The sequence below is a fragment of the Enterobacter sp. 4974935 genome, from assembly GCF_058661735.1.
Genome location: NZ_JBZWGT010000003.1, coordinates 1013070 through 1032802, shown reverse-complemented (window position 1 = coordinate 1032802; position 19733 = coordinate 1013070). Strand labels below are relative to the sequence as shown.

17 protein-coding genes are annotated in these 19733 nt (G+C 57.4%); 5 read left to right on the top strand and 12 right to left on the bottom strand.

Annotated elements, in window-relative coordinates; all coding sequences use genetic code 11:
- Window position 1: 1 nt before the first annotated feature.
- Window positions 2-4954 carry an alpha-2-macroglobulin family protein gene (locus AC4OVS_RS06175; protein ID WP_491922261.1) on the bottom strand — a complete coding sequence of 1651 codons (4953 nt, stop codon included), beginning with the start codon at window positions 4952-4954 and terminating at the stop codon, window positions 2-4.
- Window positions 4955-5240: 286 nt separating this feature from the next.
- Between AC4OVS_RS06175 and AC4OVS_RS06170 the strand changes: the two genes are divergently transcribed.
- The 4 genes from AC4OVS_RS06170 to AC4OVS_RS06155 all read left to right on the top strand — a co-directional run bounded on the left by AC4OVS_RS06170 (window position 5241) and on the right by AC4OVS_RS06155 (window position 9870).
- Window positions 5241-6785, top strand: a complete 1545-nt coding sequence (locus AC4OVS_RS06170; protein ID WP_161177706.1) for a PTS transporter subunit EIIC — start codon at window positions 5241-5243, stop codon at window positions 6783-6785.
- 12 nt (window positions 6786-6797) lie between these two features.
- Window positions 6798-8165 (top strand): 6-phospho-alpha-glucosidase, encoded by a 1368-nt coding sequence (locus AC4OVS_RS06165; protein WP_023300715.1) that lies wholly within the window; start codon window positions 6798-6800, stop codon window positions 8163-8165.
- Window positions 8166-8254: 89 nt separating this feature from the next.
- A complete protein-coding gene (gene sseA / locus AC4OVS_RS06160; protein WP_063148286.1) occupies window positions 8255-9100 on the top strand; it encodes a 3-mercaptopyruvate sulfurtransferase in 846 nt (281 codons plus the stop codon).
- Window positions 9100-9870: a MurR/RpiR family transcriptional regulator gene (locus AC4OVS_RS06155; RefSeq protein ID WP_491922260.1), complete on the top strand. Its 771-nt coding sequence runs from the start codon at window positions 9100-9102 to the stop codon at window positions 9868-9870. Before sseA ends, AC4OVS_RS06155 begins: the two co-directional genes overlap by 1 nt.
- Window positions 9871-9887: 17 nt before the next feature.
- Here the strand turns inward: AC4OVS_RS06155 and sseB are convergent, their stop codons facing one another.
- The 11 genes from sseB to trmJ all read right to left on the bottom strand — a co-directional run bounded on the left by sseB (window position 9888) and on the right by trmJ (window position 18752).
- Window positions 9888-10664 (bottom strand): enhanced serine sensitivity protein SseB, encoded by a 777-nt coding sequence (gene sseB, locus AC4OVS_RS06150; RefSeq protein ID WP_063148285.1) that lies wholly within the window; start codon window positions 10662-10664, stop codon window positions 9888-9890.
- Between the two features lie 96 nt (window positions 10665-10760).
- Window positions 10761-12047, bottom strand: coding sequence for an aminopeptidase PepB (pepB, locus tag AC4OVS_RS06145; protein WP_155019552.1), 1287 nt, complete (start codon window positions 12045-12047; stop codon window positions 10761-10763).
- Between the two features lie 53 nt (window positions 12048-12100).
- Complete coding sequence (gene iscX / locus AC4OVS_RS06140; RefSeq protein ID WP_003860650.1) at window positions 12101-12301, bottom strand: Fe-S cluster assembly protein IscX; 201 nt, start codon at window positions 12299-12301, stop codon at window positions 12101-12103.
- Window position 12302: 1 nt separating this feature from the next.
- On the bottom strand, window positions 12303-12638 hold the full coding sequence (gene fdx, locus AC4OVS_RS06135; protein WP_003860652.1) for an ISC system 2Fe-2S type ferredoxin: 336 nt from the start codon (window positions 12636-12638) through the stop codon (window positions 12303-12305).
- A 1-nt stretch (window position 12639) separates the two neighbouring features.
- A complete protein-coding gene (hscA, locus tag AC4OVS_RS06130; protein WP_491922259.1) occupies window positions 12640-14490 on the bottom strand; it encodes a Fe-S protein assembly chaperone HscA in 1851 nt (616 codons plus the stop codon).
- Between the two features lie 14 nt (window positions 14491-14504).
- Entirely contained in the window at window positions 14505-15020 is a 516-nt protein-coding gene (gene hscB / locus AC4OVS_RS06125) for a co-chaperone HscB (protein WP_022649017.1), read from the bottom strand.
- A 198-nt stretch (window positions 15021-15218) separates the two neighbouring features.
- Window positions 15219-15542 carry an iron-sulfur cluster assembly protein IscA gene (gene iscA / locus AC4OVS_RS06120; protein ID WP_003860659.1) on the bottom strand — a complete coding sequence of 108 codons (324 nt, stop codon included), beginning with the start codon at window positions 15540-15542 and terminating at the stop codon, window positions 15219-15221.
- A 13-nt stretch (window positions 15543-15555) separates the two neighbouring features.
- Window positions 15556-15942: a Fe-S cluster assembly scaffold IscU gene (gene iscU / locus AC4OVS_RS06115; RefSeq protein WP_003860661.1), complete on the bottom strand. Its 387-nt coding sequence runs from the start codon at window positions 15940-15942 to the stop codon at window positions 15556-15558.
- Window positions 15943-15966: 24 nt separating this feature from the next.
- Entirely contained in the window at window positions 15967-17181 is a 1215-nt protein-coding gene (gene iscS, locus AC4OVS_RS06110; protein ID WP_491922258.1) for a cysteine desulfurase, read from the bottom strand.
- Between the two features lie 117 nt (window positions 17182-17298).
- Window positions 17299-17790 (bottom strand): Fe-S cluster assembly transcriptional regulator IscR, encoded by a 492-nt coding sequence (iscR, locus tag AC4OVS_RS06105; RefSeq protein WP_003860665.1) that lies wholly within the window; start codon window positions 17788-17790, stop codon window positions 17299-17301.
- A gap of 236 nt (window positions 17791-18026) precedes the next feature.
- Window positions 18027-18752 carry a tRNA (cytosine(32)/uridine(32)-2'-O)-methyltransferase TrmJ gene (gene trmJ, locus AC4OVS_RS06100; protein ID WP_015572157.1) on the bottom strand — a complete coding sequence of 242 codons (726 nt, stop codon included), beginning with the start codon at window positions 18750-18752 and terminating at the stop codon, window positions 18027-18029.
- A 132-nt stretch (window positions 18753-18884) separates the two neighbouring features.
- Here trmJ and suhB point away from each other — a divergent pair, with 132 nt between their 5' ends.
- Window positions 18885-19688 carry an inositol-1-monophosphatase gene (gene suhB / locus AC4OVS_RS06095; protein WP_022649020.1) on the top strand — a complete coding sequence of 268 codons (804 nt, stop codon included), beginning with the start codon at window positions 18885-18887 and terminating at the stop codon, window positions 19686-19688.
- The last annotated feature ends 45 nt before the right edge of the window (window positions 19689-19733 follow it).

Here is a 19733-nt window from a genome sequence, read left to right as displayed (position 1 = left end):
CTTACGGAACAACGATCAGCGGGCCACTGGCCGACCCCGTTGCTCGCCACTGCGGAACGTACATGGACTCGACCATCGGAACAGGCACCTGATAGGTTCCTGGCGTAACGGCACGGGCCAGGTAAACCAGCGTGACCGGCTGACCTTCATTGACCGGCACGGCGGCCACAAAGCGATCGTCGCGGAATTCCATGTGCTGAATATCAGACTGTTGCATCTGATTCAGCAGGTTTTGCACTTCACTGCCGCTGTCCTGCAAGCTGGCGCTGCTGCTCGCCAGATTCTGGTTTTCCAGCTCCAGACCTGCCGGGAGCAGATCCACCACCAGCGCATCCGGTACGTTCTGGCTTGCCTTCACTTCCAGCCACACCAGAACCAGCTCACCGCTCTTAAGTGAAGAGAGCGACTTGCTGCTGCCGTCTGTCGCCAGGATATGACGTTCAATCTGCAAGACGTGAGAAGATGGCTGGGGCGCATACTCCGGATAGCCAGTAGTGTCCAGTCGTACCCACAGCGGCGTCGTGCCGGTATTCGTCACCTGCAAGGCACCAGGCTGGTCGCCGTTCAGGTTTTCTACCTGCGCTTTATCACTGCTCTGGGTCTGTTCAGAGAGGGTGGTCGTTGCCTGCCACGCGCCTGACAAGGTTTGCAGTGAACGTCCAGCCAGGAACAGCGCATTGCTCTCCTGGGTTGACAGCCAGCGCTGGCTGAACGCGTTTTCAGATAACGCGTTCAACAGCCTGTTTTGCGCATCCGGCAGCAGCTTGTACTCTTCCAGCAGGGAGAGCATCAGGGCATTATCACGCAGCTGGCTGCCGTAATCCGCCATCCAGTTTCGGCTGTCGTTACGGGGTGTTTTGAGAGCCAGATCCAGCGCCTGCTGGCTGCGCGGTGTATCCCCCATCAGTTTGAGTGCCATGCCCAGCTGCATCAACGGAAGCCCGGAAGCGGCCTGAGCGTGACGCTCCCAGATTTCACGCAGTGCACCGAGCGGCGCTTTTTGCTGACGAGCCAGCACCAGCGAAGCATACGCCTGGACAGCAAATTTGCTGGCCTGGGTGTCGTCGCTGTAGCGGATGGACATCATCCCCGGATCCTGTAAATAGCGCAGCAGTCGGCTGTTGGCGTTATTCACCGCCTCGGCAGGCACGCTGTAACCCTGCTCCCCTGCCCGCACCAGGAAGTCCGTAACATAGGCGGTCAGCCAGTACTCTTCCGGGCCGTTTTTATCCCACAAGGCAAAACCGCCATCGTCACGCTGCATTTGCAGCAGACGGGAGATGCCGATATCAATGGCCGCACGGCGTTTATCGTCGGTGTCGCCTTTAATGCCCAACGCCGTAAGCTGTGCCGCGTTGGTGTAGAGGGACGGGAACAGGCCGCTGGTGGTCTGCTCAAGACATCCGTATGGATAGGCCTGAAGTTCACGAATGTAGCGCGCCAGGTTCAAAGGTGGTTTACCGCTGAGCAACAGCTGTCCCTGTAGCGTGGCAGGCGAGAAACCGTCGATATGCTGTGCTGGCGCGCTCCAGGATTCGCCAGGGTTCAGCATCGTGCCCGTATTCACCGTTTGCGCCGGGAATGCGGGGCGTACACCAATTTTCCAGCTCTTCTGCTGCGGCGCAAACGTCTCACCAGGGAGCTGAAGCCCCGTCACCTGAGCAGTTACTTCACCATCGCCATAGCCTTCCAGCGCGCGCACCGGAATAAACAGAGTGCTACGTGCGCCAGGCGGCAGCTTAACCGGCTCTGGCTGAGCACCTTCGAGCGACACCTTACCGGTTGCGGTTAACGCAATGTTCAGGGTTTGCGGCTGGTCAGTAAGGTTGGTCAGGTCCAGCGTCAGGCGAGAGGTATCGCCACTTGCGAGGAATCGCGGCGTGTTAAGCTCGGTGATAATCGGAGCCGCCACAATGATTTTGCTTTCGCTGCTGCCGAAATCGTCTTCCGTCCAGGCCTGCGCCATCAGACGCAGTTCGCCGTTAAAATCGCCAATCGGCAGCGTGATGGTGCCTTCACCGTTGGCATCAAGCCTAACCGGCTGCGCCTGCTGAGCAATAATGGTGACATGGTTCACCGGTGGCTTACCGCCGCGTTTCAGTTCATCGCCGTCTCCGCCAAAGCGCAGTGCGGCCAAACGACCCTGACCTTCAATCACCTGGCCATAAACATCATAGATGTCCGCGCCATAGCGCTTCTGACCGAAGAAAGCTTCCCACGGATCCGGCGTGACGTAGTCGGTAATGTTCAGCACGCCGCTATCAACAGCCGAGACCAGCACGTTCACCTTCTGTGGCACAGCCCCCTCTTTTACGCTGGCTTTCACTTTCACAGAAAGCGTCTGGTTCGGACGCATTTTTTGTGGGTTATCAAGTGCGATGCTCAGGCGACGATTTTCGTCCCCCATTGGCAGATGCAGCAGACCAACCGCGCGTTTTGGCGTGGCGGATTTAGATTTATCGCCAGGACGAACCACCAGCGTGCTGAGGTAGAGATCGTGACGTTTCCAGGCCTTATCCACCGGAATGGCGAGATCCAGACCGTTAACCGGTACGTCGATCTCTTTCCACCACAGTGGCCCTTCGCTGGATTCGATCATTGCATAGCCCTTGCCTGCGGCCGGCGCTGCAATATGCAGGTTGATGGTATCGCCTGGCTGATAGGATGGCTTGTCCAGTTTCAGCGTCACACGATCCGGGCGTGCAGCACCCGTGCCATCGCTGTTATCCTGCCAGCTGTACCCCGCCCAGAAGCGCACGCTGCTGACCATGTTATCAGGGGCTTTCACTTCCAGACGGTATGAGCCCCACTCCACCGGGAAGGTGACTTTACCGGTTTCATCGGCCTTGAGGTTAAGTTCCTGCTCGCCCTCAACGAGATCTTTTTGATCAAACTGAGACTGCCAGCCCTCGCTCTCGGACCAGTTCCAGAAGTAGTCGCGACGCTCACGGACCAGACGCACCTGCAGACCAGATACCGCTTTTTTCGCCCCGCTGGCATCGGCATAGACGATGTCAAAGCTGGCGTTGCCGTTCTCGTCGACAATCGGCTGGTTGACGGTGGTATCGGTGCGGTAGTCGTACACGGCCTTGCTGGCGAACTGTGGGCGGATCCCCGGAAGTTCAGCCGCAGGCCAGATAGCCTGCTCGGCGCGTCGCGTTACCGGACGCCCGCCTGATTCCAGCAGGCTGGCCTGCAAAATCAGTTGCAGCGGCGAGTGCACCTCTTTCCACTGGCTTTCGGTGGTAACCTGTCCGCGCCCCTGTTCGTCCAGCGTAAGCTGCACTTCATCCAGGCTGCGGCTCAGGTTCTCCTCGGCAATATCACCGAACTGGAAGCCAGGCAGTGCAGGCACCGCGTCACGTAGCGGACGCAGGAAAAGCTGGCCTTGCAGAGAATTACCGTTAGCCGGCGCGCCATACAGGTAATAGCCCACAACGTTAAAGTCCACATCCTCCTGCGGGGAAACCGGCGTTTTTTGCCCGGTCAGATTCAGCGCCATACGCTCAGGCATAAAATCTTCGACGTGGAAATCCCACATGCGCTGCTGGTTATCCCCCGTATTCGCGCGAATATGCCACATGCCGGTCTGGGCGCCGCTATCAAGCGAATAGTTGAAGCGATAAAGGCCGTTCTCAGGTTGCACAACGACCGTACGCGCTACCTGGCCGTCCGGACGCAGCACGTCAAGTTTTACCGGCTGCTCGGGAAGCGGTTTGCCATCGCTGTCGCGAAGCAGGCCGTTAAGGATCACCGTTTCATCCGGACGATAGAGATCGCGCGGGCCAAACATAAAGAACTGTTTGCTGTAACCCGGGTTACCGGCGATATCAAACTCCGCCAGATCCAGCGCCGGAAGTTTGAGGTCAAGAAGCGTGGTCTGTCCATCTTTACTGGCCAGGATCAGCGCGGCTTCTTTATCGGTTTCCAGTTTCGCATGACCATCGGCGTCGCTGTTCGCCTCGGCCAGGGTCTGTCCTTTATCGTTCAGAAGGGTAATGGTCACGCCTGACTGCGCCGCACCGTTTTCAAGACTCTGGGTGAAGATGTCCAGGCGGTTATGATAACGGTGAGCGGACAGCCCAATATCACTTAAGGTAAAGAGCGTCGCGGCGTTACTGTAGTTATAGTGACCAGCCTGATTCATCACGGCGATATAGACGCCAGACTGCTGGAGCGGCTTAATATCTTTGAGCGGCAGGAGCAGTTTTTCACGCGTGTTGCGCGCCGGGTTGAGGTCGAAACGGCCGGTGTAGACCAGTTCCGCCATCTTCAGCAGGTTGTCAGATTCCCAGTTGGTCAGCGAGTTACGGTACTCCCACTGGCTGACAAACGAGGCCAACGACTCCGGCTTAACGCGGTAGAAGTTCACGTCCACATTGTTGACGTTGAGCGCCATCACCGGCAACCCTTCCACCACTTTACCCGGCAGCAGCGATCCGCGGCTGGCGAATCCGACCGTCGGTTCAACATCCCGGGTGGTGATCGCTTTTTCATAGTCAATGCCGAATGTCGCTTTGTTCAGCGCCAGCAAATTACGCTCGACGGTGACGACCAGATTACGATTCGGCTCCAGATGGCGCAGGCGCAGCTCTTTCAGATTGGGGGCCAGTTCCCAGGCGCCGTCCACTTTGCCACTTTTTTTATCCACCACATGCACCGTTTTCGCAAAATCCTGGCTGGGATCCAGCGGTACAGAGAAGGTCAGAACCAGTGTCGCAGCACCGTCGAGTTGCACTTCAGAGGCATCCAGCAGCGTCAACGCCTTACCCTGACTCTGCGCGGCCAGCTTAGCCAGCTTTTCAGGATCCGGTTTTGCCGGGGTTTTCTGTGCTGATGTAGTAGACGCTGCGGGGGCAGCGGCCTGAGGTTTGTCATCGCTGTTATCACAGCCGGCAAGCGTAAAGGTGGTGAGCAGCGCGAGAGAGATCGCAGCTAAGCGAAACGGTTTCATCCTATGTCCCTGGCCTGAGGGGCCTGTTGGTCGTCGTCCGGATAAGTATTATCCGCAAGTTTCGTTAATACAAAAAGTCCAATTTTATAATCTGGAAAGCGCCTCGCAGAATGGCATCGCGCTCGCATGCGAGGGTGGAACCGCGATCACACAGCGTAACGTAACATGTTACCTTTCGCGTCATTTGTTTTTAAAACAAGAAGATAGCTGGATAAGCTCGCATCATGCCTGCTAGTTTTATGACCATGACGCACCCCGAGTGCGCGGTTCAATAAGAGAGAAAGCCATGCAACGAGCCGTGAACGCCCTACAAAATTTCGGAAAATCACTTTACGGACCTGTACTTATCTTACCTATCGTCGGTCTGTTTATCGCCTTTGGGAATGTGCTGGGTAACGGCAATCTGGCCGAGTACCTGCCGTTTCTCGGCCATCCGCTGATCCAGAGTGTCGGCCAGCTGATCGCCAAATCTGCCGTGTCGGTGCTGGTCAACCTGGCGCTGGTGTTTGCCGTCGGGATCCCCATTGGCCTGGCAACCCGAGACAAAGGCTACGCGGCGCTGATTGGGCTGGTGACTTTTATCGTGTTTATCAATGCCATGAACGTGACGTTACAGCTTCAGGGAGAACTGGCCCCTGCAGAGCAGATGAAAGCCGCCGGACAAAGCATGGTTCTGGGCGTCCAGGTGCTGGAGATGGGCGTTTTCGCCGGGATCCTGACCGGGGCGCTCTCCGGTTATCTGTACAACAAATATTCCGGTGTCCAGTTTAACGGCGCGATGGCGATATACTCCGGCCACTGCTTTGTCGCGATTGTGATGTTGCCAGTCTCTATGCTACTCGGCGTGGTCATGAGCGAACTCTGGCCGTACGCACAGCATGGAATAAGCGCCCTGGCGCTGGCGATCAAAGGGTCCGGTCCGTTTGGGGTGGCGATCTACGGTTTCCTTGAACGCATTCTGGTGCCGACGGGCCTGCATCATCTGGTCTATACGCCGTTCCTGTATACCGAACTGGGCGGTACGCAGGAGGTGTGCGGTACGGCTTACCAGGGCGCGCGCAATATCTACTTCGCCGAGATGGCCTGCCCGGACGTGAAGCAGCTCAGCAGCACCGTGGTGTGGGATGCTCGCGGCATCAGCAAGATGTTCGGCCTTCCCGCCGCCGCGCTGGCGATGTACATGACCGCGAAGCCAGAGCGTAAAGCGATTGCGAAAGCCATTCTGATCCCGGCGGCGCTGACCTCGCTGCTGGTCGGCGTAACCGAGCCGATCGAGTTCTCTTTCCTGTTTGTCGCCCCGCTGTTGTTCGTGGTGCATGCGGTGCTGACCGGCATTGGCATGATGCTGTTCACCCTGTTTGGCGTTCACGCCATCGGCGCCAACGGAATTATCGATTTTATCCTCTACAACCTGCCGCTCGGCACGGAAAAGTCCAACTGGCCCATGTACATCGTGGTCGGGCTGATCATGTTCGCCCTTTATTTCGTGGTGTTCCGCTTCCTGATCCTGCGTTTCAACATGAAAACGCCCGGTCGTGAAGATGACGATCGGGAGACGCGCCTCTACAGCAAACAGGAATACCAGGCGAAGGGAAATAACGACGGGCTGGGCGAATCGATCGTCGTCGGTCTGGGCGGTCGGGAAAACATTCAGGTGGTTGATAACTGCTACACCCGCTTACGCGTCACGGTGAAGGACGTCGCCATCATCGACGAACCGCGCCTGAAAGCGACCGGCGCGAAAGGGATTATCAAACAAGGTAACAACGTTCAGGTGGTCTACGGGCTGCATGTCAAAAAAATGCGAGAAGCCGTTGAGACGTTTCTCTGAAAGGAGCTAAAGATGTTAACACCCCCATTCATTCTGTCGATTGCCGGCGGCGGCAGCACCTACACGCCAGGTATAGTAAAAAGCCTGATGGTACGCCTGCACGATTTCCCCCTGGCAGAGATTCGCCTGTATGACATCGACGAGGCGCGCCAGAACACCATTGCGCCCGTGGTGGAAAAGGTCATTCGCGACCACAGCCAGAGCATCAAATTCACGGTCACCAGCGATCCGGAGGTGGCCTTCAGCGGCGCGCATTTTGTTTTTGCTCAGATGCGCGTCGGACAGTACAAAATGCGCGAGCAGGATGAAAAAATTCCGCTGCGCCACGGGGTGGTCGGCCAGGAAACCTGCGGACCCGGCGGGCTGGCATATGGCCTGCGTACGATCCTGCCGATGGTAGAGCTTATCGATAGGGTGGAACGCTACGCGCACGAAAAGGCGTGGATCGTGAACTACTCCAACCCGGCGGCGATTGTCGCTGAGGGCGTGCGTCGCCTGCGCCCCAACGCACGCGTGCTGAACATCTGCGATATGCCTGTCGCCGCGATGCGCAATATGGGCGCCATTCTGGGCGTGGATCGTCATAAACTGGAGGTGGACTATTTTGGCCTCAACCACTTCGGCTGGTTTACCCGCGTGCTGGTGGACGGCGAGGACAAATTACCGGAGCTGCGTAAACATATCGCGAAGTTTGGCCTGCTGACGGAAGACGCGGCCAAAACCGACCCGCAGCACTCGGATCCGTCATGGGTGAAAACCTGGCGCAACATCAAGCCGATTATGGATAACTTCCCGGAGTACCTGCCGAACCCGTATCTACAGTACTACCTGATGCCGAACCAGATTGTGGAGCATCAGAACCCGGACTATACCCGCGCCAATGAAGTGATGAACGGACGTGAGAAAAAGCTGTTCGCCGCCGCCGAAGAGTACCAGCGCAGCGGGATCTTACCGGACGCCTTCCACGTAGGTGTCCACGGTGAGTTTATCGTCGATGTCGCCTGCTCGCTGGCGTTTAACCTGCGCCAGCGTCACCTGGTGATGGTCGAAAACCGCGGGGCGATTACCAACCTGCCTTATGATGCGGTGGTGGAAGTGCCTGCCTATATTACCTCCGAAGGACCAGAGCCCGTCCGCGTGGGTCGGGTGCCGCTGTTCCACCAGACGCTTTTACAGCAGCAGTTGGCCTCTGAACAGCTGCTGGTTGAGGCGACCATCGAAGGCAGCTATGAGAAAGCACTTCAGGCGTTCACCCTGAACCGCACCGTGCCGACCATGGAGCACGCAAAAGCGATTCTGGATGAGATGATCGAAGCCAACCGCGACTACTGGCCAGCGCTGCAAAAGGCATGGCAGGACGGTGAAGCGGTGAAAAAATAGGGGCTTGCTCGCGAGTTGAACGTGGTTAACTTGTCGGTGTCAGAAAAAACACCGACAATCCTTTTTTACGGAAAAGAATGGAGGCAACCATGTCCACCTCATATTTTGTCGCCGCCGACTGGCTGATTGAGCACGGCGACGACCCGGAAGTTCAGATTATCGACGCGCGCATGGCCCCTCCGGGCCAGGAGCATCGTGACGTTCCCGCTGAATATCGCGCAGGACACCTGCCTGGCGCGGTTTTTTTCGATATCGAAGCCCTCTCCGATCACACTTCTCCCCTGCCGCACATGCTGCCTCGTCCGGAAGCGTTTTCCGTGGCGATGCGCGAGCTCGGCATCAGCAAAGACAAACACCTCGTTGTTTACGATGAGGGTAACCTCTTCTCCGCCCCGCGGGCGTGGTGGATGCTGAAAAACTTCGGCGTGGAAAAAGTGTCGATTCTGGCGGGTGGGCTTGCGGGCTGGAAGCGCGACGAGCTGCCGCTTCAGCAGGGCGACGTGACGCTGCCGGAAGGGGAATTTGATGCCACGTTTGACGCACACGTGGTCAAGCGCCTGACCGACGTTCTGGTGGTGAGCCACGAAAACACGGCCCAAATCGTCGATGCGCGTCCCGCTCCACGCTTCAACGCTGAAGCGGATGAGCCGCGTCCGGGACTGAAACGAGGACATATCCCGGGGGCGCTGAACGTGCCGTGGGGCGATCTGGTGTTTGAAGGCGAGCTGAAAACCACCGATGAATTGCGTGCCATTTTTGAACGTCAGGGCGTGGATTTGCATCGTCCGGTTATTGCCAGCTGCGGCTCCGGCGTGACGGCCTGCGTGGTGATCCTGGCGCTGGCAACCCTTGGCGCAAATGACGTGATGCTGTATGACGGCGCCTGGAGTGAATGGGGTGCACGGGACGATCTGCCGGTAGAACCGGCGAAATAATGGATAACCGCCTGGCAACGCTGTTAACACGCGGGTCGTCACTGACCCGCGCGGAGTATCGCGTCCTCGCCCACCTCACTGAGCATCCGCTGCTGGTGGGCAATATCACGGTGCGCGAGCTGGCGCTGGCGACATTTGTCTCCACCGCGACGATTATGCGGCTGTGCCAGAAGCTGGGCTTCAGCGGCTTTAGCGAGTTTATCTGGCACTGCAAGCAGCTGCTTTCTGACACGCCGCGGATCACCGTACAGTCTGCGCAACATGCAGAAATGCCCGCGCTTTTTGCCCGGTTTATTGCCAACTATCAGCAGACCTTCCAGTGGGTTACCCAGGACAAACGCCAGCAGTTTGCCAGCCTGCTGCGCCAGAAAGAGAGCTTCTTTCTCTACGGCGCCGGGTTTTCATATCTTTTTGCCGAGTACCTGACCAAGAAGTTGCAGGTGCTGGGAAAAACCGCGTTCATCTCCGGACCGGGGGACAGCCGGAATATTTTTCTCAGCAACGCCGCACGCTATCAGGTATTTATTGCCGTTTCGCGCAGCGGCGAAACGGAGCCGGTGCTGGATAAAGCGCGGATCGCCAAAAACGTCGGCATGACGATTGTCGCGTTTACCCGCGCGTCGGCCAATACGCTGGCAGGTATGGCCGACGTGCATTTTGCCCTCTATGACGAAGCGGTACATTTCGCCGCCGAAGCCGCAGGGGTGACGTCGTTTGAGTCGAATCTGGTGCTGCTGATGGATTTACTGTTGCTGGAAGCAACGGGGTGAAGGTCACCCCGCCGTAATCAGATAATGCGGTTGGTCTTGAGATCGCGCAGGAAGCCGCCCCAGCGACGCTCGTAGAACGGGGTGATGTGCTCGGTAATAAAGTGGCTTATGCCCTGCTCACCTTTCTTCACCTGACAGATATCAATCGGCTCATCGCCCGGGAGCGTGTCGGTCGCTACGCTTCCCGCCGCCTGGATGATCTCCTCAACATCGCCGTCGGCCTCGATCCCTATCAGCAGAACAGGCTTTTCGTCAGCGCTCTCTTTGATGGAGCAGAGGAACGCGCGTTTTACGGGCTTGATGGTTTTAAACAGCGTGGTCAGGGAGTCAATCATCTGCGCGGGCGGCTCGGCCACTTCAGACAGTAGCAGCGTTTCGCCCCCTTCCAGCACCTCCTGGGTGCTGAGCGGGTTGCCCTCGTCACCAATCAGATGGCTGATTTCACGCGGAGTGAACTCTTTCCCTGTCGGCAGTTTGGCGTTGAGGAACAGCGTCTGCCCCAGGGTCATTTCGAACAGCGTGCGCACCGGCATCACCACGAACGCCTGTTCGTCTTCTACCGCTTCCTGCAAGGCCTCGAGCGAGGTAAAGAACGGGATCACCGACGTGCCGTCGTCTTTCTCCCAGTGCAGCAGATCCAGGGCGCTGTCTTCGACAACCTGCTCCCCTTCCGCGGCGGTGCCCGGCACCCAGACGGTGGATTCCAGCAGCGTGCGGAAAAAGGCCGGACGGTGGGCGGGCTCGGTCGCCGCCTGCTCCAGCAGGGTTTCTAATTCGTTTTTGGTTTCTGACATAGTTTGGCTACTTCACAATTGCCCGGCGGCGCAACGCTTGCACGGGCCTACGGGTTTTGTAGGCCGGGTAAGCGTTGCGCCACCCGGCAAAAAAGATCACTCAGCCGTCAGCAGGTTCGCCACGGTACGCACACCCAGACCGGTTGCGCCTGCTGACCACTGCTCAACCGCCGCTTTACGGTAGGTTGCGGAGCAGTCAATGTGCAGCCAGCCTTCATGGTAGTTCTCAACGAAGTGAGACAGGAAGCCTGCTGCTGTGCTGGCTCCCGCCGGGTACGCCGCGCTCGCGGTGTTGTTCAGCTCGGCGAAGTTAGACGGCAGCTGGCTGCGGTGGAACTCGGCCAGCGGCAGACGCCAGAACGGCTCGTTTTCCGCCGCCGCGCTGGCCAGCAGGCGAGCGGCCAGCTTGTCGTCGAAGCTGAACAGCGCATGGTAATCGTTGCCAAGGGCAGTTTTCGCCGCGCCGGTCAGGGTCGCCATGTCGATAATCAGCTCCGGCTTCTGCGCAGAGGCGTCGATCAGGCCATCGGCCAGCACCAGACGGCCTTCGGCATCGGTGTTCATCACCTCAACATTTTTACCGTTGCGGTAGCGAATGATGTCGCCCAGCTTGAAGGCATTGCCACTCACCATGTTATCCGCGCAGCACAGGTAGAGCTTCACGCGTTTGTTCAGACCACGGGTGATGGCGAACGCCAGCGCGCCGGTAATGGTCGCCGCGCCGCCCATGTCGGACTTCATGGAGTCCATGAACGCGCTCTGCTTCAGGCTGTAACCGCCGGTATCGAAGGTGATACCTTTCCCGACCAGACAGGCAAAGACCGGCGCTTCTTTATCGCCGGTTGGGTTGTAATCCAGCGCCAGCAGGACCGGAGGACGCTCGGAGCCACGACCCACGGTGTGGATACCCATGTAATTTTGTTCGCGCAGGTCTTCACCTTTGGTGATGCGGTAGGACATCTTGTCGTCCGCCACGCCGCACAGCAGGTCAACCGCGCGCTGCGCCAGCTGCTCAGGCCCCAACTCTTCCGCCGGGGCGTTGATGGTGTCGCGCACCCAGTCGATAATTTTCAGGCGGCTTTCCAGCTCTTTCTGACCGGCTTCATCGAGGTTCGCCCACTCAATTTTACGGGTGCCTTTCGGCCCTTTGTAACCCGCCCAGAAAGCCCAGCTGCGGTCTGTGTCCCAGCCTTCGCCAGCCAGAGTGACATGCTTAATGCCCAGGCCGTCAATTTTACGCGCGGCGCGCTGGATCAGGCCCAAATCATCGTTACCCGTCACGTGCAGGGTAATACCGTCGTTATTGATGCTCCAGGTGGCTTTCTCGCCCCAGCGTGCGTCGGCTGGCTGCGTGGATAGCGTAATCTTCATCGCTTCGGTCATTTTATTTGTCCTTATTAGCAAACGGGCCGCCTGAAGGCAGCCCGTTAAGTGATTTACTCTGCTTCATCTAACCAGACTAACAGAATCGCCTCCAGAATTTTTTCATTGGATGCGTTTGGATCGTCGTCAAAATCCTCTAAATCGCAGATCCACTGATGCATGTCGGTGAATCGTACGGTCTTCGGATCGAGATCCGGGTTCGCGTCGTAGAGCGCTTCGCCGATTTCACGGCTGTCTGTCCACTTCAGTCCCATATTAATGCTCGCGTGCGTGGTTGATGGTGTAGCGTGGGAATTCCACGACCAGATCTTCATCGGTCACCGCGGCCTGGCAGCTTAAGCGGCTGTCTGGCTCCAGACCCCATGCTTTGTCCAGCATGTCGTCTTCGTCTTCGGTGCTCTCGGCGAGAGAATCAAAACCTTCACGCACGATGCAGTGGCAGGTGGTACAGGCACAGGATTTTTCACAGGCGTGTTCCACTTCGATACCTGCACGCAGGGCTACATCGAGAATGGTTTCACCGGTCTTCGCTTCCAGAACAGCGCCATCCGGACAGAGGTCCGCATGAGGCAAAATAACAATCTTTGGCATATTAAACCTCGTCCACGGACTGGCCTTTCAGCGCGACGCGGACAGATTTGTCCATGCGGCGAGCAGCGAAGTCCTGGGTTTGTTTATCAACGTTTTTAATGGCATCTTCTATTGCGTCAGCGTCATTGCCTTCGGCCACGGCGCTTAAGCGCGCAGCAGCGTCGTCAATCACCTGGCGCTCAGCGGCGCTTAACAGCGCGGCATCGGCAGCAAGCGCGCCGTTCAGGCTTTCCAGCACGCGGGCGGCTTCCACTTTTTGTTCCGCCAGCATACGCGCCTTCACATCCTGCTCGGCGTAGCTCATTGAGTCCTGAATCATGGAGGCGATTTCGCCATCGGTCAGGCCGTAGGACGGCTTCACCTGGATAGACGATTCCACGCCGGTGGATTTTTCCATCGCCGTCACGCTCAGCAGACCGTCCGCATCCACCTGGAAGGTGACGCGAATATGCGCCCCGCCCGCCGGCAGCGCCGGAATTCCGCGCAGCGCAAAGCGCGCCAGAGAGCGGCAGTCCTGCACCAGCTCGCGCTCGCCCTGCATCACGTGGATGGACATCGCGGTCTGGCCGTCTTTGAAGGTCGTAAACTCCTGCGCGCGCGCCACCGGAATGGTGGTGTTACGGGGAATAACTTTCTCCACCAGGCCGCCCATGGTTTCTAAACCCAGAGACAGCGGGATGACGTCCAGCAGCAGCATTTCGCTGTCCGGCTTGTTGCCGACCAGGATATCGGCCTGGATAGCGGCACCCACGGCAACCACTTTGTCCGGGTCGATAGAGGTCAGCGGCGTGCGGCCAAAGAATTCCCCTACGCGCTCACGTACCAGCGGCACGCGGGTTGAGCCGCCAACCATGACCACTTCCAGCACCTCGTTAGCCTCAACGCCCGCATCTTTCAATGCGCGACGGCAGGCCAGCAGGGTACGCTTAACCAGAGGCGCAATCAGTTCGCTGAACTGGTCGCGGGTGATCTCACCCTGCCAGCCTGCGACGTTCACGCTGACGGACTGCGCATCGCTCAGGGCGATTTTGGCGTCGATGGCCGCATCCAGCAGTTCACGCTGGACGCGCGCATCGCTGCGATCGCTGATGCCCGCCTGCTCGCGGATGTAGTCCGCCAGCAGATGGTCGAAGTCATCGCCGCCGAGCGCGGAATCCCCGCCGGTGGCCAGCACTTCGAACACACCGCGGCTTAAGCGCAGGATAGAGATATCAAACGTCCCGCCGCCGAGATCGTAAACCGCAATCACCCCTTCCTGACCGGAATCGAGGCCGTAGGCAATGGCTGCCGCTGTCGGTTCGTTCAGCAGACGCAGCACGTGCAGGCCCGCCAGACGCGCGGCGTCTTTGGTGCCCTGACGTTGTGCATCGTCGAAGTAGGCCGGAACGGTGATTACTACGCCGTCCAGATCGCCACCGAGCGTCGCCGTCGCGCGCGCCGCCAGCGCTTTGAGGATGTCAGCGGAAACACGAATCGGGTTCAGCAGACCGGCAGATGTCGCAATCATCGGCAGGCCGTTTTCGCTGGCCTGTAACTGGTACGGCAGATGCGGATAACGGGTCTGGATATCCGCCAGCGAGCGGCCCATCATGCGCTTAACCGAGCTGATGGTGTTAGCCGGATCGCGCGCGGCATTGGCGCGGGCATCAAAGCCGACAGCGTGACCCTGCTGCTGGTAGTGGACCACGGAAGGCAGCAGATGGCGGCCCTGCTCGTCAGCCAGCGTTTCCGCCTGGCCGCTACGCACGGTCGCCACGAGAGAATTGGTGGTGCCCAGGTCAATACCGACCGCCAGACGACGCTGGTGCGGTGCGGCGCTTAAGCCTGGCTCACTAATTTGTAATAAGGCCATAATTGCTTCCGAAATTAAAAATCGAGCAGCTTTTCTTCGAGTTGTTCAGCACTGCTTCGCAGTTTATCGAGAAAACGGAGTTTGCGCACAGTGTCTGCCGCCACGTCCCAGGTCTCGTTGTTCAGTTGCTCAACCATCTGCTGATGGCGGGTATCGAACATGCCCTTTACGCGCTGGAGAAAACGTTCCAGACGCGCTTCGTCTTTAGCCTGTTCAATTTCATCCAGCTCTTCGCGAAGCTCCAGCTGCTCCATCAGAAACGCGGTGTCGCGCACGGTATGCTGTTCGCTCGCCAGATCAAAACCGTGGAGCGAGAGCAGATATTCTGCACGCGCCAGCGGATGACGCAGCGTTTGCCAGGCCTGGTTGATGGTTGCGGAGTGTGATACCGCAGCCAGCTGCTCTGCCTGCGTCCCGCTGGCGAATTTATCCGGATGGTACTGACGCTGGAGATCCTGAAAACGGATCGTCAGCGCCTGGAGATCAATCGGGTATTGAGCGGGTAGTCCGAAGAGAGTGAAGTAATCCATAACAATCTCAGGGGTAGCCTGTTAGAACAAACCCCACGCGTAGCACAGCCACGGTGGGGTTATACCTTCTTACTTCGCGCTGCAGATGCGTTGTCTGCGCTCGTTCACCCCAGTCACTTACTTAAGTAAGCTCCCGGGGATTCACTCGCTTGCCGCCTTTCTGCAACACGAATTAATCGGTATAACAGCGGAACGCGGTTAAACGTGGAAGCTTTCGCCGCAACCACACTCGTCTTTGACGTTCGGGTTCGTAAATTTGAACCCTTCGTTCAGGCCTTCTTTTACAAAGTCCAGCTGAGTGCCGTTGAGAAATTGCAGGCTTTTGCCATCGACCACCACCTTCACGCCCTTGTCTTCAAACACGGTGTCATCAGACGCCGGTTCGTCAACAAACTCCAGTACGTAAGCCATACCAGAACAGCCGGAGGTACGTACGCCCAGTCGCAGGCCAAAGCCTTTACCACGGTTCGCCAGAAAAGAGCTTACTCGCGCGGCAGCGCTGTCGCTAAGGGTAATCGACATACTCAAACCTCAATTATTTTGCTTCACGTTTGCTTTTGTAATCCGCAATGGCGGCTTTGATCGCGTCTTCTGCCAGAATTGAACAGTGAATTTTCACCGGCGGCAGTTCGAGTTCTTCAGCAATGTCCGTGTTTTTGATTGCCTGTGCTTCGTCCAGAGACTTGCCCTTCACCCACTCGGTGACCAGGGAGCTGGAGGCGATAGCAGAACCGCAGCCGTAGGTCTTGAAGCGCGCGTCTTCAATGATACCTTCATTGTTGACTTTAATCTGCAACTTCATCACGTCGCCACACGCTGGCGCGCCAACCATACCGCTACCGACAGATTCGTCGCTGTTGTCAAAAGAGCCAACGTTGCGCGGGTTCTCGTAATGATCGATAACTTTTTCGCTGTATGCCATGATTGAATTCTCCTTATGTACCGATTATTGATGTGACCATTCAATGCTGTTCAGATCCACGCCCTGCTTGAACATTTCCCACAGTGGAGAAAGGTCGCGCAGACGGCCGATGGAGTTACGAACCAGTTTGATGGTGTAGTCAATCTCTTCTTCGGTAGTGAAACGACCTAAAGAGAAACGGATAGAGCTGTGCGCCAGCTCGTCAGTCATGCCCAGCGCACGCAGCACGTAGGATGGCTCCAGGCTTGCAGACGTACAGGCAGAACCGGAAGAAACGGCCAGGTCTTTCAGCGCCATGATCAGCGACTCGCCTTCAACATAGTTGAAGCTGACGTTGAGGATGTTCGGCGCGCCCTGCTCGAGATCGCCGTTCAGATAGACTTCTTCCATATCCTTCACGCCGTCCCAAAGACGGTTACGCAGCGTATGCAGGCGTGCCATCTCGCTTTCCATCTCTTCTTTCGCGATGCGATACGCTTCGCCCATCCCCACGATCTGGTGAACAGGCAAAGTACCGGAACGCATGCCGCGCTCGTGACCGCCGCCGTGCATCTGTGCTTCGATGCGGATACGTGGCTTACGACGAACGTACAGCGCGCCGATGCCTTTCGGGCCATAGATTTTGTGACCGGAGAAGGACATCAGGTCCACTTTCAGCTGGCTCAGGTCGATAGGCAGTTTGCCCACGCTCTGGGTCGCATCCACGTGGTAGATGATGCCGCGCGCACGGCACATTTCGCCGATGGTGGCGATGTCCTGCACAACACCGATTTCGTTGTTAACGTGCATGATGGAAACCAGAATGGTGTCATCACGCATCGCCGCTTCGAGCTCTTTCAGGTCGATGATCCCGTTGCTCTGCGGCGCCAGGTAAGTCACTTCGAACCCTTCACGCTCCAGCTGACGGCAGGTGTCCAGCACGGCTTTGTGTTCGGTTTTGCTGGTGATGATGTGCTTGCCTTTTTTCTGATAAAAGTTGGCTGCACCTTTGATCGCCAGGTTGTCGGATTCGGTCGCACCGGAGGTGAAAACAATTTCACGCGGGTCGGCACCGACCAGGTCAGCAATCTGATTACGGGCGATATCAACCGCCTCTTCAGCATGCCAGCCAAAACGGTGTGAACGGGAAGCTGGGTTACCAAAGTTTCCGTCCAGGGTCAGACACTGCATCATTTTCTCGGCAACACGCGGGTCCACCGGCGTGGTTGCGGAGTAGTCGAGATAAATCGGTAATTTCATTGCTCTATAAACTCCGTACATCGCTTCAATGCAAGGAATCAGGCAACCGGCTGGATGTACGACCGAGTACGCGGGGTGTGACCACCCCGGCCTGATTCTGAATACTTATCTTTTTAATTACGCGCGCAGTTTAACGTCGATGGCGTCCTGCGTGCGGGTGCTGCGTTGTGAATCCTGACTGTGCTGACGACCAGAAACATCCAGAACTTCCTGGTTATTAACCAGCTCACCCAGGGTGATGTTATTCAGGAAGCCGGTCAGACGGTCGCTCAGATCGCGCCACAGCGCGTGGGTCAGGCATTTATCGCCGCCCTGACAGCCGCCTTTGCCCTGGCAACGGGTCGCGTCAACGGATTCGTCAACTGCGCTAATCACTTCGCCAACCGCAATACTGCCCGCGTCTTTACCCAGCAGATAACCGCCGCCCGGGCCACGAACGCTGGACACCAGTCCATTTTTACGCAGTCTGGAGAACAGCTGTTCCAGATAAGAGAGGGAGATCCCCTGTCGTTCAGAAATATCAGCCAACGGAACCGGGCCCGCTTCGGAGTTGAGCGCAACGTCCAGCATCGCGGTCACGGCATAACGCCCTTTAGATGTCAGTCTCATGTCTTACTTAACCTCAAACTCGCCCCTGCCCGGGGTTTTTTATTGTAAAATGGGGGTATTGCATAGCAGGGCCAAGTCTGACATTCCTGACTAAATTGGTCAACTATTTACTTGACTGTTTTAGTCAGGTATTTAACCTTCTGTGCCGTATTTTTTGCCCGGCGGCGCTGCGCTTGCACGGGCCTACGGGCTTTGTAGGCCGGGTAAGCGAAGCGCCACCCGGCGAACACACGGCACTACTCTTTATTCTTCTGCTCAATCGACGCCAGGATCCCGCGCAGGATGTTCAGCTCCTGGCTTTCCGGGCGCGCGCGGGTGAACATACGGCGCAGCTTGTTCATCACCTGCCCTGGATGGCCTTCACGGATAAAGCCGGTCGAGAGCAGCGTCTGCTCCAGGTGGCCGTAGAAGCGCTCAAGATCGTCCACCAGCGGGTAGGCCGTCTCTTCTTTAGGTTCGACCGGTTTTTCCTGCGTCGCCAGCCATGCCATGCGCACTTCGTAGGCAATCACCTGCACCGCCATCGCCAGGTTCAGCGAGCTGTATTCCGGGTTTGCGGCAATCGCCACGTGGTAGTGACACTTCTGTAGTTCCTCGTTGGTCAGGCCAACGCGTTCACGACCAAACACCAGCGCAACCGGCGCCTGTTCCGCTTCTGAGATACTTTTCAGGCCGCATTCGCGCGGGTCCAGCATCGGCCAGGGCAGCGTACGGGAGCGCGCGCTGGTCCCCACCACCAGACTGCAACCGGCCAGGGCTTCGTCCAGGGTGTCCACAATCTGTGCATTCCCTATCACGTCGCTGGCGCCGGCCGCCAGCGCAATAGCCTGAGAGTCTGGTTTCACCAGCGGATTAACCAGCCACAGGTTCGTTAAGCCCATGGTTTTCATAGCGCGGGCCACAGAGCCCATGTTGCCGGTGTGCGATGTTTCGACCAGCACGATTCGAATGTTTTGCAGCATAATTTTTAGATGTCTGGATTCAGTGTCTGAAGAATATTCGGGCATATTATCATAAACGAGAGACATAATCCGATCCCGCTGCTATACTCTGCGCCGATTTTCCTGTTCTTTAACATCCAGTGAGAGAGACCGATGCATCCGATGCTGACCATCGCCGTGCGCGCAGCGCGCAAGGCGGGTAATGTAATTGCCAAACACTACGAAACCCCAGACTCCGTAGAAACCAGCCAGAAAGGCAGCAATGATTTCGTGACTAACGTCGATAAAGCCGCCGAAGCGATTATTATCGAAACGATCCGCAAATCTTACCCGCAGCACACCATCATCACCGAAGAAAGCGGTGAACATGAAGGTACCGATCAGGATGTTCAATGGGTTATCGATCCACTGGATGGCACCACCAACTTCGTTAAGCGCCTGCCACACTTCTCTGTGTCTATCGCAGTACGCATCAAAGGCCGTACTGAAGTCGCCGTTGTTTACGATCCAATGCGTAACGAACTGTTCACCGCGACCCGCGGTCAGGGCGCGCAGCTGAACGGCTACCGTCTGCGCTGCAGCAATGCACGCGATCTGGACGGCACGATTCTGGCGACCGGCTTCCCGTTCAAGGCGAAGCAGCACGCAACCACTTATATGAATATCCTCGGCAAACTGTTCACCGAATGCGCGGACTTCCGTCGCACCGGCTCTGCTGCACTGGATCTGGCCTACGTGGCGACCGGCCGCGTTGACGGTTACTTTGAGCTGTCACTGAAGCCGTGGGACTTCGCGGCGGGCGAGCTGATCGCACGTGAAGCTGGCGCGATTGTTTGTGACTTCACCGGCGGCCATAACTATATGTCTACCGGCAACATCGTTGCAGGTAACCCGCGCGTTGTTAAAGCCATGCTGGCAAACATGCGTGAAGAACTGAGCGATGCGCTGAAGCGTTAATCCAGTCTGTTAAGCCCGGTGGCGCTACGCTTACCGGGCCTACAA